The following is a 13721-nucleotide window of genomic DNA, read 5'->3' as shown; positions in this document are numbered from 1 at the left end:
CGTCGACCACATGGGGCGGCGTACGCGGCGGGCACCCCCGGGCCGCACCGCGCGAGGTGCGGGCCGTAAGGTGCCGCTCCGGCGTACGTCCGCGAGCGCCGCCCGGCATCCGGAATCCCGCATACCGCTTCGCTCGGTGGCGGTCACCTCACCGACCGCGCACACCACCCTTCCGGGGCGCCGCGAGGCCCCCGGGGATGCGGGCGGCACCGGCGTTGACGCTTAAGCTCGTCCCCGGGCGGCGCCGTACGCGGTGCGGCCCCTTGTTGCCCGGAAAGCGGAGAGAGAAGAGTGAACAGCGTGTTCGTGCGGGTCGGCGGAGTGACCAGGACTGCGGGGTAGGTGGACGTGCACATCGTCATCATGGGATGCGGGCGGGTCGGTTCCGCGCTCGCCCAGACCCTGGAGAGCCAGGGCCACACCATCGCCGTCGTCGACCAGGACCCGACCGCGTTCCGCCGCCTCGGCTCGTCGTTCGGCGGTCGCCGAGTGACCGGCGTCGGCTTCGACCAGGACACGCTGCGCGAGGCCGGTATCGAGGAGGCGGGCGCGTTCGCCGCGGTCTCCAGCGGCGACAACTCCAACATCATCGCCGCCCGGGTGGCCCGCGAGATGTTCGGCGTCGAGAACGTCGCGGCCCGGATCTACGACCCGCGCCGCGCCGAGGTCTACCAGCGCCTGGGCATCCCCACCGTCGCCACGGTCCGCTGGACCGCCGACCAGATGCTGCGGCGGCTGCTGCCGTCCGGCGCCGAGCCGCTGTGGCGCGATCCGAGCGGCGGAGTGCAGCTCGCCGAGGTGCACACCTCCCCGTCCTGGGTCGGCCACAAAATCAGCAAGCTCCAGGAGGAGACCGGCGTCCGCGTCGCCTTCCTCACCCGTTTGGGCGAGGCGATGCTGCCGACCTCCCAGACCGTGCTGCAGGAAGGCGATCTGGTGCACGTCATGATGCGCACCGACGACGTCGCAACCGTCGAGGCGGCATTCGCCGAAGGTCCCGAGGAGGCCCACGCATGAGGGTCGCGATTGCCGGAGCCGGCGCGGTGGGCCGTTCCATCGCGGGTGAGCTGCTGGAGAACGGTCACGAGATCCTGCTCATCGACAAGGCGCCGACCGCCATCTCCGTCGAGCGGGTGCCGCTCGCCGAATGGCTGCTGGCCGACGCCTGCGAGATCACCTCGCTCGACGAGGCGGCGTTGCAGCGCTGCAATGTCGTCATCGCGGCGACCGGCGACGACAAGGTCAACCTCGTCGTGTCGCTGCTCGCCAAGACCGAGTACGGCGTGCCGCGCGTCGTCGCCCGGGTCAACAACCCGAAGAACGAGTGGCTGTTCAACGAGGCGTGGGGCGTGGACGTCGCCGTCTCCACGCCGCGCCTGATGTCCGCCCTCGTCGAGGAGGCGGTGAGCGTCGGCGACCTCGTCCGGCTGCTGCGCTTCAGCCACGGCGACGCCAACCTCGTCGAGCTGACGCTGCCCCCGGAGGCGGCGCTGGCCGGCACCCGGGTCGGGGACGTCGACTGGCCCGAGGACACCTCGCTGGTCACCATCATCCGCGGCACCCGCGTCCTGACGCCCAACAAGGAGGACGCGCTGGAAGCCGGTGACGAGCTGCTGTTCGTCGCGGCGCAGTCGCGCGAGGAGCAGCTGGAGGACCTGCTGTCGGTCCGCCGCAAGGACGCCTGACCCAGGCGCGCGCATACGGCGAAGGGCCCGGGAACCGTGGTGGTGGTTCCCGGGCCCTTCGGCGTCACGGGCGGCCGGTCGTACAGCGCGCCGGTCGGCTCAGCGGCGGTGGCGCGGACCGCTCGACGGCTCCTGCCGCCCGGTGGCCGCCACCCGCTCGGCCCGCTCGGCCTGCTCGGCCTTCTCCGCCTCCTCGGCCGCCTCCATCTCCGCGAACACATCGATGGGCGGCGGTGCCTTCGCCAGGAAGACCCAGGTCAGATAGACCGCCAGCAGGAACGGCGGGATCTTCAGCGCGATCAGGATCCAGCCCAGCTGCGTGGTGTCCGCCCACCAGTACAGCGGGAAGAGGATCGCGCACTTGGCGAAGAGGATCAGCCCCCACGCCCAGCTCGCCTTGGCGTACGCGGTCTTACGGCCGGGGTTACGGGTGCGCCAGGAGAGGTTCTCCTTGAACACCGGGCCCAGGATCAGGCCGATCAGCGGCACCCCCGCCACCGTCGTGACCATGTAGGCCAGCGACAGGCCGAGGGTGTAGAGCATGCCCGGCAGGTAGAAGTCCTTGGCGTTGCCGGTCATCATCGCGAAGACGACGCCGAACCCGACGCCGAAGACGCCACTGAGGGCATGCTTGAGGGTGTCCTTGCGCGCCAGCCGCACCACGGCCAGCACCAGCGACACCGCCAGCGCCGCGAGTGCCGAGGACTTCAGGTCCTTGTTGACCGTGAAGATCGCGACGAACAGCAGGCCCGGCAGCACGGTCTCCACCATGCCCCGCACCCCGCCGAACGCCTCGAACAGCGCCGCCTCGGTGACGGCCCTGCTGTCCGCGTCCGGGCCCGTCGGCGCGGGCGCCGGGCCGTCGGACGGCTCGGCGGTGTGCCCTGCGGCGGGCGGGTGGTTCGGGGATGCATCAGTGGTCGGTCGGTCGGTCGACGTCACCGGCTACTCCTGTCCGAGCGGTCGGAGTTCGTACTTCGGATTGAAGAGCACCCGGCGCCCGTGGCTCATCGAGACACGGCCCGAGGCGATGAGCTTGCGGCCCGGTTCTATACCGACGATGGAACGGCGGCCCAGCCAGACCACGTCGAGGGCGGCCGAACCGTCGAACAGCTCGGCCTCCAGCGCGGGCACCCCGGCGCGCGGCCGCAGCGTCACATGGCGCAATGTGCCGGTGACCTTCACGATCTGCCGGTCGTCGCAGTCGGATATCCGGGTGCAGCCCGTCGCCTGCGTGTCCTCCCGCAGCTCGGCGGAGTGCAGCTCCTCCTCGGAGGAGGACAGTCTGTCGAGCATCCGGCGGAAGCGGCCGGCCGGCTTCTCGGATCGGGTACCAGCACTCATGAACCCAGCGTACCGGTGCCCACCGACACCGCTCACGGCATGCACACACCCGTTCCCCCGCCGCCCCGCCCGAGACCGCACCGCCCGCACGGGGCTACGGCTCGAAGCGGTACCCCATGCCCGGCTCCGTGACGAAGTGCCGCGGATGCGACGGGTCCGCCTCCAGCTTGCGGCGCAGCTGCGCCATGTAGACCCGCAGATAGTTGGTCTCCTTGCCGTACGACGGCCCCCAGACCTCCTGGAGCAGCTGCTTCTGGCTCACCAGCCGGCCCGCGTTGCGCACCAGCACCTCCAGCAGATGCCACTCGGTGGGCGTCAGCCGGATGTCGCGGCCCCCGCGGTTGACCTTCTTCGCCGCGAGATCGACGGTGAAACCCGGCGTCTCGACGACGACGTCCGCCTCCGCGGGCCCCGTGGGCTCCGCCCGGCGCACCGCGGCCCGCAGCCGCGCCAGCAGCTCGTCCATCCCGAACGGCTTGGTGACGTAGTCGTCGGCGCCCGCGTCCAGCGCCTCGACCTTCTCGTCCGACGTCTGCCGGGCGGACAGCACCAGGATCGGCACCCGCGTCCAGCCCCGCAGCCCCTTGATCACCTCGACGCCGTCCATGTCCGGCAGGCCCAGGTCCAGCACCACGACATCGGGGTGGCGGGCCGCGGCCAGCTTGAGGGCCGTGGCCCCGTCGGGGGCCGCGTCGACCTCGTACTTGCGCGCCTTCAGGTTGATCACGAGGGCCCGCACGATCTGCGGCTCGTCATCCACCACGAGCACCCGGTTCACTGACGTTCTCCTCGCGATGTCGGGACCCCGGGCGCCCGGCCCGGGGAGGGGAAGGGGGTACGGGCGGCGAAGGCGCCGCCCGGACGGTGCGGAACGGGGACGGCGCCCCTGGGCGAGCCGCGCCCCTCGGGCCGCCCGCCCCGCCCGCTCATGTGAAGGCCCCGGCCGCCGAGGACCGGGACCCGGCGGCGGGCGGCCGGTCCGCCGCCGCCCGCAGGGTGAGCACCATCGTCATCCCGCCGCCCGGGGTGTCCTCCGCGGCGAGCGTGCCGCCCATCGCCTCGGTGAAACCGCGCGCCACGGCCAGCCCCAGGCCCACGCCCGCCCCGCGCGGCGCGTCGCCGTACCGCTGGAACGGCTCGAAGATCCGGTCCTTCGCCTCGTCCGGCACGCCCGGCCCCCGGTCGACGATGCGCAGCTCCACCCGGTCGCCCAGCGCACTCGCCGCCACCAGCGCCTGCGCCCCCTCGGGGCTGTACTTCACGGCGTTCTCCACCAGATTGGCGACCGCCCGCTCCAGCAGCCCCGGATCGACGGCGACGATCGGCAGCGCCTCCGGGATGTCCAGCGTCACGCTGCCGTCCGGCACACCGCCCAGCGCCATCGGCACCACCTCGTCCAGGTCGATCTCCCGGATCAGCGGGGTGACGGTGCCGGTCTGCAGCCGCGACATGTCCAGCAGATTGCCCACCAGGTGATCGAGGCGGTCGGCGCCCGCCTCGATGCCCGCCAGCAGCTCCGCCTCGTCCTCCGGCGACCACGCCACGTCGTCGGAGCGCAGCGAGGTCACCGACGCCTTGATCCCGGCCAGCGGGGTACGCAGATCGTGGCTGACCGCGGCCAGCAGCGCCGTCCGGATGCGGTTGCCCTCCGCCAGCTCCCGGGCCCGCGCCGCCTCGCCCATCAGCCGCTGCCGGTCCAGGACGACGGCCGCCTGCGCGGCGAACGCCGCCAGCACCCGGCGGTCCTCGGCCGGCAGCACCCGGCCGCTCAGCGCCAGCGCCATGTGGTCACCGACCGGCATGTCGACATCCGCGTCCTCCGGGCGGCGCAGCGGCGCGCCCTTGGCCGGCTCGCCGACCTGCCCCGCGCACGTCCACGGGTCGACGTCGCTGTGCCGCTCCAGCAGCGCCACCGCATCCATCGCGAACGTCTCCCGCACCCGCTCCAGCAGCGCGTCCAGGCTGGTCTCGCCGCGCAGCACACTGCCGGCCAGGAACGACAGGATCTCCGACTCGGCCCGCAGCCGCGCCGCCTGCTGGGTGCGGCGCGCCGCCAGGTCCACCACCGACGCCACCGACACGGCCACCGCGAAGAAGATCACGATGGCGACGATGTTCTGCGGATCGCTGACCGTAAGAGTGTGGGTCGGTGGCGTGAAATAGAAGTTCAGCAGCAGTGACCCGACCGCCGCCGACGCCAGTGCCGGCAGCCGCCCGCCCAGCAGCGCCGCCATCACCGTCAGGAAGAGGAACAGCAGCACGTCGTTGGCGAGCCCGGGCCCGTCGTCGGCGATGCCCGGCCCGGTGTCGACGCGGTACAGCAGCAGCGACAGCAGCATCGGGGCGACCACGCCGACCAGCCACCCGGCCACGATCCGCGCCCGCCCCAGCCGCGCACCCCGCGCCACCGGCAGCCCGCGGCCCTTCGCGACCTCGTCGTGCGTGACGATGTGGACATCGAGGTCCGGGCCCGACTCCCGGGCGACCGTCGCCCCCACCCCCGGCCCGAACACGTACTGCCAGCTCTTGCGGCGGCTGGAGCCCAACACGATCTGCGTGGCGTTCACCCCCCGCGCGAACTCCAGCAGCGCCGCCGGGATGTCGTCCCCGATGACGTGGTGGAACGTCCCCCCGAGGTCCTCCACCAGCGTGCGCTGCACGGCCAGTTCCTTCGGTGACGCGGACGTCAGCCCGTCACTGCGCGCGATGTAGACGGCGAGCACCTCACTGCCCGACCCCTTGGCCGCCATCCGGGCGGCGCGGCGGATCAGCGTACGGCCCTCGGGACCGCCGGTGAGGCCGACGACGATGCGCTCCCGCGCCTGCCACGTGCTCCGGATGGAGTGCTCGGCACGGTACTGCTGCAGATACTCGTCCACCCGGTCGGCGACCCACAGCAGCGCCAGTTCCCGCAGCGCCGTCAGGTTGCCGGGGCGGAAGTAGTTCGACAGTGCGGCATCGACCTTGTCCGGCTGGTAGATGTTGCCGTGCGCCATGCGGCGACGCAGCGCCTGTGGCGACATGTCGACAAGCTCCAGCTGCCCGGCGCGCCGCACCACCTCGTCCGGGACGGTCTCCTGCTGCCGGACGCCGGTTATCGACTCGACGACATCCCCGAGTGACTCCAGATGCTGGATGTTGACGGTCGAGATCACCTCGATGCCCGCCTCCAGCAGCTCCTCGATGTCCTGCCAACGCTTCTCGTTGCGCGAACCGGGCACATTGGTGTGCGCCATCTCGTCGACCAGCGCGACCGCGGGACGCCGTTCGAGCACCGCGTCGACGTCCATCTCTGTGAAGGTGGCGCCGCGGTACTCCATCTCGCGGCGCGGCACCTGCTCCAGACCGTGCAGCATCACCTCGGTACGCGGCCGGCCGTGCGCCTCGACGAACGCCACGACAACATCCGTACCGCGCTCCACACGCCGGTGCGCCTCGGACAACATGGCGTAGGTCTTGCCCACGCCGGGCGCCGCACCGAGATATATCCGTAGCTTGCCGCGTGCCATGGCCCCATTGTCTTACGTCAAGCCCGCCCCCACCGGGCTGAGCCTGCTCCCGACAGTACCCACCGGCCACCCCCCGACGGCCCCCGGGAACGGGCTCGGGCGCCGGTTTTGACGGGACTCTGATGGGTGAGGCAAGCGTGTCGGGCGTGACGGGGCACGGGGGCCGTCCAGGGGCAGATAGGCGAGAGCGCCGGGCGCGGGGGCCGGTCCCGGAACAGACCTCGGCATCAGGCCGACGCCCCGGTGCCGGGCATCCGCACCGGCCGACGCGGCCGGAGCCATAGCCCAGCAGCCTGCGGGCGCCTTGGCACCCATGCCCGGATCTCCTGGCGAACAACTCGGAACAAGGCGACCACGCCCTCGCCGACGGCGAGAAGTCGCCTCCTCCACTTCACCCGGAAGCGATGAAGCGATACGGCACTCAGCTAGGCCAATGCGCGGGACGCAGCAACCCCGACGGGATCCTGGTCATGGCATTCCCCTTCGCAGCGCTGAGCTGTGCCTGCGTGAGGAACAGACAACCGGTGAGGTCCGCACCACGTATGTCGGCGTCGCGGAAATCCGCACCGATCACATCCGCCCTCCGCAGATCGGCGCCCGAAAGATCGGCGGCGATGAGATACGCCCCTCTGAGAACGGCACCGCGCAACCGCGCCCCACGCAGCCGCGCACCGATCAGGTCGGCACCACGGTGGTCCTTCTTCCGCCCGGGCACCTCGGCACGTACCAGCTCGCTCGCCCGCAGCAGCAGGCCGTTGACCTGCTGCCGAATCGCCGCCACATCGGCCCGGGTGATCTCCTCCGCGCTGCCGCGCGTGAGCCCGTCAAGATCGTCGGACGCCCGGCGCAACTCGCCCCGCATCGTGCGAGCCTGTGGCCAGGCCAACGCCTCGGCCAGATACCGCAGCAACTCATGGAGCTGCCGCATGACGGCGAACGCCTCGAACATCCGGCGAGCCGTCCCAGGGCTCTCCCGCCAGTGCCGGCCCTCGAACGTCAATTGCGAGACCTTCTGCCCCGCACCGAAACAGTCGAAGACCGTGCATCCGGAGAAGCCACGCTCACGAAGCTGACGGTGAATGCCACAGCGGAAGTCGTCCCGCAGGTTGACGCACGGCGTGCCCGGCGCCTTGCCGACCGCGAAGTCGGACGAAGCCTCGAACGGCAGGGCGACGCAGCACAGACCGAAGCACCTCGTACAGTCCGGCTGCAGGTCCGCGACATCAGCGCCCAGCAACGGCAGTTCACGCTTCTCGGACACCGTCCGCCATCTCCGACCACAAAAAGGCGCCACCGCTAGCCGCGCCGAAGAGCAGCATTGTTTCGAGCTGACGGACCGCACGCCTCTGCTTTTCCTTCGGGGCCTCTCCCCCTCCCCACCCTCCCCTCTCCCACCCACCGCCACCACCCCCACCGCGAATGCGCAAGCACAGCTCGCAAGACCAGGCGCAGCAGGTCACAAGGCACCAGCCGCGGACACAGCCCGCGCACCACCAGCGCGGACACCGCCCCCGATCCACCAGCTCACGTCCTGCACCCCGCGAACCTCAACTCACGCCCGTTGCAAGCCACTCCCCATCCCCCGACAGCCCACGGACGGCCAGCACATCGACACCCCGGCAAGCCCCCCGCCCGGGCCCCGCCCTGGTCGACGCCGCCTACTCCTCCGCCCCCTGGTCGCCCACTTCGATCACCCCATCACTCAGCTCAAGCACCCGATCCGCCAGACCGACGAGGTGCGGATCATGGGTCGCGACCAGCGCCGTCACACCCTCGCTGCGGACCACGGCCCGTAGCAGCTCCATCACCTCTCTCCCGGTCTCGGCATCCAGCTGCCCGGTGGGTTCGTCCGCGATGAGGAGAGACGGCTGGTTGGCGAGCGCCCGGGCGATGGCGACACGCTGCTGCTGCCCGCCGGAGAGTTCACCGGGACGTTGTTTCATATGGTCGGCGAGCCCGACAAGGGACAACAGCAGCGCCACCCGCTCCTCCCGCTCCCGCGACGGCATACGGCGCAGGCGCAGCGGAACTCCGACATTCTCGGCCGCGCTGAGGATCGGTATCAGTCCGAACGTCTGGAAGACGAAACCGATCCGGTCGCGCCGCATCTCCAGCAGTCCGCTCTCGTCCAGGTCGGCCAGGGCCGTTCCGTCCACGGTGACCTGCCCCGCGTCAGGGGTGTCGAGCCCGCCGATGAGGTTGAGGAGCGTGGTCTTCCCCGATCCTGACCGGCCGCGCAGGGCGACGAGTTCACCTCTCGGCACTTCACAGGACACTCCACGCAGCGCGTGCACCGCTCCCGCGGCCCGCCCGTAACTCCGGTGCAGGTCCCGCACCACGACCATGGGCCAATCCGACACGTCGACCGCGGCTTCCGTCCCGCCGGCCGTCATCGTCCCGGCGCCCGGTCCCACATCACCGCGCCGCGCCAGGCCCTTACGGAACTTCCCTCTCCCGCTTCCGGCTGCCATACCTGCTCCCCCGTCCCCATCGCGCACTCCCTGTGCGCACGCCACTCGCCCTGTGCACCACGGGCCTCCCCGCCCGCGATCGCCTCGCGAACCACGTCGCGCGGAGGCGGTCACCGACGGCGTCAGTATGCGTAGAGCGCGATCGGCAGGGCAACGCCTGTGGATATCTCACGCATCAGCCCGGAGCAGGAACCGGTCCGTCGGCCCCAGGCGGACCGCTCGGCACGCCACCACGACCCGCCCCTCACCCGAGCAGAGAACTCCCGGCCCAGGTCACCACGCACTCGCCCGCCTACCCTTGACCCTGACACCGTGTGAGGTCATGCACTGAGGGGCGTCATGTTCACCATCGGAGATTTCGCCCGGCACGGCCGCGTGTCCGTCCGCATGCTGCGCCATTACGACGCGCTCGGACTGCTGCGCCCCGCCCATGTCGACCCCGTCAACGGCTACCGCTTCTACGAGGCGACCCAACTCGCCCGCCTCAACCGTGTCCTCGCACTGAAAGACCTCGGGTTCACGCTCCAACAGGTCCGGGAAATCCTCGACGAGACCGTGGGGCCCGAGCAGTTGCGCGGCATGCTGCGGCTACGGCAGGCGGAGCTCGAGGCAGCCATGGCGGCGGCAGCGGCACGGCTGGTACGTGTCGAGACGAGGCTCCGGTCGATCGAAAGCGAAGGACATATGAGCCCCGACGAGGTAGTGGTCAAGCGCACTCCGCCGGTACGCGTCGCCGAACTCAGCGCCACGGCCGACAGCTTCGCACCGGAAGCCATCGGTCCGGTCGTGGGACCGCTCTTCGACGAGCTGTGCCAACAACTCGACCGCGCAGCCGTGACACCCGCCGGCCCGCCGATCGCGTACTACGAAGCGGCCCCCGGTTCCGGAGAAGCCGTACTCGTACATGCCGCGATCCCCGTCACGGCTGCGCCCGGTGGCCTGCACGGGTTGACCGTCGTGGACCTGCCCGCGATCGAGAACGCGGCCACCGTCGTGCACCGCGGCTCCATGGACGCCGTACTCCCCACGGCCCAGACGCTGGCCCACTGGATCGACGCCAACGGCTACCGCTCCACCGGATACGCCCGCGAGCTCTATCTCGCCTGCGACGACGACCCCGCCCACTGGGTCACCGAACTCCAGGAACCCATCACCCGCCGCTGACGGCGCCAGTAACGGTGACAGTCACCTCACCGCCAACCGACCTCAGGACACCACCCACCAACAGTGACAGCGACGCGACGCAGTGACGCAGTGACGCAGTGACGCAGTGACGCAGTGACGCCAAACTGACATATCGACTCTGCGCCCCGCCGACCCGTCCCCGGCGCACTCACCCCGAACGCACGGATGCCCGTGGCCGCACCCTCTCGGGTACGCCCACGGGCATCCGTCTCTCACTGCTCCACCGCACCGACCACACAGCCGGGGCGCAAGCACCCCAGAAACCCGGCCGGCCTCGCGGTCAGCGGATCTCGGTGATCTCCGGGCCGCGCTCCAGGCGCTCCACGCCGCCGCCGAAGCGGGAGCCTTCGGCCGGCTCCTGCTGTACGCCGTCGGGCACCATCTGGGCGTCGTCCGGAAGCTTCAGGACAATGGGGTCACGGGGCGCCATGGGGGCGTCACCGCGGATGACGACGGTGTCCCGGAAGATGTGCTCCAGCACGCTGGCGGCCTCCGGCTGCACCGCGCCCTGGCCGGAGATGACACCGCGCAGGAACCACCGCGGGCCGTCGACGCCGACGAAGCGCACGACCTGCACACCGTTGGTGCCGTCGGGCAGCTGCACCGGAACCTGGGCGCGGAGTTCCCAGCCGAGGGGGCCCTCGACCTCGTCGATGACACCGCCCTGCTGCGTGATGCCGGAGGCGATCTCCTCGCGGACCTCGCCCCAGATGCCTTCGTTCCGAGGTGCGGCGAACGCCTGCACCTGCACGGCGCTGTCCTGGAGGACGACGGTCGCGGCGACGATCGCGTCACCGGCGACCTCCACCCGCAGCTCCATGCCGTCGACGCCGGGGACGAAGAGTCCTCCCAGATCGACGCGGCCCTCGCCGGGGTTCTTGACCTCGGACACGTCCCAGGGTCCGTCGGGACGGGGCGCGGGCGGCAGGGCGACTCGCCCCTCCTCCACATCCGCGTCCGCGTCGGTTTCGCTCACCGCGGCCTCGTCGGCGAGTTCCGTGTCCTCCGCCGGCTCGTGCGCGCTCTCGTTCTTCTTGCGACGTCCGAACACGTCACTGTCCTTCCCGGTCGGCACCGACCGATGCGTATTCATTCCCGCCCGTGGAGCCGCCCACCGCCGCGTGACCGCCGGTGGACCCGAATCCCCCCTCGGCCCGCGCCGAGCCGGGAAGTTCCGCCACCTCGTGGAAGCGCACCTTCTCGACCTGCTGGACGACCAATTGGGCGATCCTGTCGAACCTCTCGAACCGCACGCTCTCGCGCGGATCCAGATTGACCACGATCACCTTGATCTCTCCACGGTACCCGGCATCGACCGTCCCAGGGGCATTCACCAGCGCCAGTCCGCACCGGGCGGCGAGACCGGACCGGGGGTGCACGAAGGCGGCGTACCCGTCGGGCAGGGCGAGGGAGATGCCGGTGGGCAGGACGGCGCGCTCACCCGGGGCGAGGTCGGCGGCCTCGGTGGTCACCAGGTCGAGGCCCGCGTCGCCGGGGTGCCCGTACGAGGGGACGGGGACCTCGGGGTCGAGACGGCGCAGCAGCACGTCGACCGGGTTGCGTCGTTCGCTCACGGGTTCACCTCGAAGGCGCGGGCGCGCCTGATCTGGTCCGGGTCCTCCATGGCGGCCCGGATCTCCTCGCTGCGGCCGTTGTCGATGAAGTGGTCGACCTTGACCTCGATGAAAACGGCGTCGGCGCGTACGGCGACGGGGCCGTCGGGTCCGCCTATCCGGCCGACAGCGGTGGAGTAGATCTTGCGGCCGTGGACGGCGGTGACGCGCGCGTCCAGGTGCAGGACGGTGCCCAGGGGGACGGGGCGCAGGAAGTCGGTCTCCAGGCGGCCGGTCACCGCGATCACGCGCAGCAGCCAGTTCAGCGAGCCCAGGGTTTCGTCGAGCGCGGTGGCCAGCACGCCGCCGTGGGCCAGACCGGGAGCGCCCTGATGGGCCTCCTTGACGGTGAATTCGGCGCGTACGCAGACGCCGTCGCCGGCGCGGGCTTCCAGGTGGAGGCCGTGCGGCTGCCCTTCGCCGCAGCCGAAGCAGCGGTCGTAATGGGCGCCGAGGAGCTCACCGGGGGCCGGGGCGTCGGGGTGCCGGACCGGGGCGGCGGCGCCTTCCGGGGGCGTCAGCCGCGTCCTGGGTTCGTCAGTTCCACTCACGAGGGGAGACCCTACCCGCGCGCGCCGAGGGCCTGCGCCGCCGTGCCAAGCTTGGGGCATGCAGTCGTACGAAGAACGTCTCACCGCGCCCCGTTCCTGGTGGCTTGTCGCCGCGCTGGTCGGTGTGGCCTGCGCCCTGATGCTGCTCCCCGTGGGGACGCTGCCGATGCTCGGCGGGCTGATCGGCGGGTGCGCGCTGTCCGCCGTGGTGGTGAGCGCGTACGGGTCGGTGCGGATCCGGGTGGTCGGTGACGCGCTGATCGCGGGGGACGCGAAGATCCCGGTGGCGGCGCTGGGCGAGGCGCAGGTGCTGGACGCCGAGGAGGCGGTGGCCTGGCGGACGCACAAGGCCGATGCGCGGGCGTTCATGCTGCTGCGCAGCTACATCCGGACCGCGGTGCGGGTGGAGATCGTCGATCCGTCGGATCCGACGCCGTACGCGTACCTGTCGACGCGGGACCCGGAGCGCCTGGTGGCGGCGCTGGCGGCGGCGCGCGTCTGACGGGCGGCGGAGGTTACGCGGTGCCCTGCGGCCCGGGGAGCCGGCCGGGGGCCGCGGCGCCGGGGAGGGCGTCCCAGGGGATCTGGTGGGCGCGCAGGTCCTTGCGGACGGTGTCGGCGAGCTTGCCCGTCTCACGGCGGTTGAGGAACGCGCCGACCGCGGCGCCGACCATGAACGGTGTGAGGTTGGGCAGATTGCGCAGCGTGCGCTTCATGATCTGCTGACGCAGCTCGCGTTTGGCCTGGCCGCCGAGGGCGAGGTTGAGCGTGGCGGGCCGGGCGACGTCGATGCCGCGTTCCTCGGTCCAGGAGGTCAGGTAGGCGAAGCCGCGCTGCCGGGTGGTGCCCTGGGCGCGTCGGCCGTAGACCTCGTGGAGCTCGGCGATGAGTTTGATCTCGATCGAGGCGACGCCGACGATCTCGGCGGCCAGCTGGGTCGGCATCGCCGGTGGTACGGGCAGCACGGCGGCCGCCCCGACACCGGCGCCGACGGCAGCGGTGGCCCTGGTGGCACCCGCGACGAGTTTGTCGGCGAGTTCCTCGGGGGTCAGGCCGGGGAACTGGGTGCGCAGGGTTTCAAGATCGCGGACGGGGATCCGCGGGGCGATGGCGATGAGCCGGTCGGCGAGTGCGGCGAGCTGGGCCCGGGCACTGCCGCCACCGCGTACGGCGCCTTTGCCGATCGTGGCGGCGAGCGAGGCCACACGGCCCCGCTCCTGCGATGAGCCGGCCGTCCGCTCCGTGGGGAGGGCGGTGGGGTCGGCGGGCACGGGCGCGTGTTCTCCACGTGGTCGTGCGCCGGCCGCCGGGCCTTTCCCGCCCTTGAGGCCCTTACGGAACGGGTTCACGCCTGTCACGGCGC

General features: G+C 71.5%; 14 protein-coding genes. 4 read left to right on the top strand and 10 right to left on the bottom strand.

Going from position 1 to position 13721, the window contains the following annotated elements:
• Window positions 1-348: 348 nt before the first annotated feature.
• Both ACZ4U4_RS04960 and ACZ4U4_RS04955 read left to right on the top strand, forming a co-directional pair.
• Window positions 349-1017 carry a potassium channel family protein gene (locus tag ACZ4U4_RS04960; protein ID WP_467869765.1) on the top strand — a complete coding sequence of 223 codons (669 nt, stop codon included), beginning with the start codon at window positions 349-351 and terminating at the stop codon, window positions 1015-1017.
• A complete protein-coding gene (locus tag ACZ4U4_RS04955; RefSeq protein WP_030285300.1) occupies window positions 1014-1685 on the top strand; it encodes a potassium channel family protein in 672 nt (223 codons plus the stop codon). Before ACZ4U4_RS04960 ends, ACZ4U4_RS04955 begins: the two co-directional genes overlap by 4 nt.
• A gap of 99 nt (window positions 1686-1784) precedes the next feature.
• Here the strand turns inward: ACZ4U4_RS04955 and ACZ4U4_RS04950 are convergent, their stop codons facing one another.
• From ACZ4U4_RS04950 to ACZ4U4_RS04925, 6 genes are all read right to left on the bottom strand, one after another.
• Window positions 1785-2627: a DUF3159 domain-containing protein gene (locus ACZ4U4_RS04950; RefSeq protein ID WP_467869035.1), complete on the bottom strand. Its 843-nt coding sequence runs from the start codon at window positions 2625-2627 to the stop codon at window positions 1785-1787.
• Window positions 2628-2630: 3 nt separating this feature from the next.
• A complete protein-coding gene (locus tag ACZ4U4_RS04945) occupies window positions 2631-3029 on the bottom strand; it encodes an OB-fold nucleic acid binding domain-containing protein (protein ID WP_345086802.1) in 399 nt (132 codons plus the stop codon).
• A gap of 94 nt (window positions 3030-3123) precedes the next feature.
• Window positions 3124-3807 carry a response regulator gene (locus ACZ4U4_RS04940; RefSeq protein WP_030285294.1) on the bottom strand — a complete coding sequence of 228 codons (684 nt, stop codon included), beginning with the start codon at window positions 3805-3807 and terminating at the stop codon, window positions 3124-3126.
• Window positions 3808-3955: 148 nt separating this feature from the next.
• Window positions 3956-6538 (bottom strand): DUF4118 domain-containing protein, encoded by a 2583-nt coding sequence (locus ACZ4U4_RS04935; protein WP_467869034.1) that lies wholly within the window; start codon window positions 6536-6538, stop codon window positions 3956-3958.
• Window positions 6539-6959: 421 nt separating this feature from the next.
• Window positions 6960-7799: a pentapeptide repeat-containing protein gene (locus ACZ4U4_RS04930; protein WP_467869033.1), complete on the bottom strand. Its 840-nt coding sequence runs from the start codon at window positions 7797-7799 to the stop codon at window positions 6960-6962.
• A 397-nt stretch (window positions 7800-8196) separates the two neighbouring features.
• The gene (locus tag ACZ4U4_RS04925) at window positions 8197-8931 is read right to left on the bottom strand and encodes an ABC transporter ATP-binding protein (protein WP_467869763.1); all 735 of its coding nucleotides are present in this window, start codon (window positions 8929-8931) and stop codon (window positions 8197-8199) included.
• A gap of 417 nt (window positions 8932-9348) precedes the next feature.
• Between ACZ4U4_RS04925 and ACZ4U4_RS04920 the strand changes: the two genes are divergently transcribed.
• Window positions 9349-10173, top strand: coding sequence for a MerR family transcriptional regulator (locus ACZ4U4_RS04920; protein WP_467869032.1), 825 nt, complete (start codon window positions 9349-9351; stop codon window positions 10171-10173).
• Window positions 10174-10474: 301 nt separating this feature from the next.
• Here ACZ4U4_RS04920 and ACZ4U4_RS04915 read toward each other — a convergent pair whose 3' ends face one another.
• The 3 genes from ACZ4U4_RS04915 to ACZ4U4_RS04905 are packed head-to-tail and all read right to left on the bottom strand — an operon-like array spanning window position 10475 to window position 12358.
• Complete coding sequence (locus ACZ4U4_RS04915; RefSeq protein ID WP_467869031.1) at window positions 10475-11245, bottom strand: DUF3710 domain-containing protein; 771 nt, start codon at window positions 11243-11245, stop codon at window positions 10475-10477.
• Window position 11246: 1 nt separating this feature from the next.
• On the bottom strand, window positions 11247-11768 hold the full coding sequence (gene dut / locus ACZ4U4_RS04910) for a dUTP diphosphatase (RefSeq protein ID WP_143941510.1): 522 nt from the start codon (window positions 11766-11768) through the stop codon (window positions 11247-11249).
• Window positions 11765-12358, bottom strand: coding sequence for a PaaI family thioesterase (locus ACZ4U4_RS04905; protein ID WP_467869030.1), 594 nt, complete (start codon window positions 12356-12358; stop codon window positions 11765-11767). The genes dut and ACZ4U4_RS04905 overlap by 4 nt, the downstream gene beginning before the upstream one ends.
• Window positions 12359-12416: 58 nt before the next feature.
• Between ACZ4U4_RS04905 and ACZ4U4_RS04900 the strand changes: the two genes are divergently transcribed.
• Window positions 12417-12860 (top strand): DUF3093 domain-containing protein, encoded by a 444-nt coding sequence (locus ACZ4U4_RS04900; protein WP_467869029.1) that lies wholly within the window; start codon window positions 12417-12419, stop codon window positions 12858-12860.
• Between the two features lie 13 nt (window positions 12861-12873).
• Here the strand turns inward: ACZ4U4_RS04900 and ACZ4U4_RS04895 are convergent, their stop codons facing one another.
• A complete protein-coding gene (locus ACZ4U4_RS04895) occupies window positions 12874-13716 on the bottom strand; it encodes a hypothetical protein (protein ID WP_467869028.1) in 843 nt (280 codons plus the stop codon).
• Between the last annotated feature and the right edge of the window lie 5 nt (window positions 13717-13721).

Source organism: Streptomyces sp. NPDC029159 (assembly GCF_055564055.1).
Note: the sequence above shows the minus strand (reverse complement) of the source record. Positions and strands in the feature narration are given on the sequence as shown.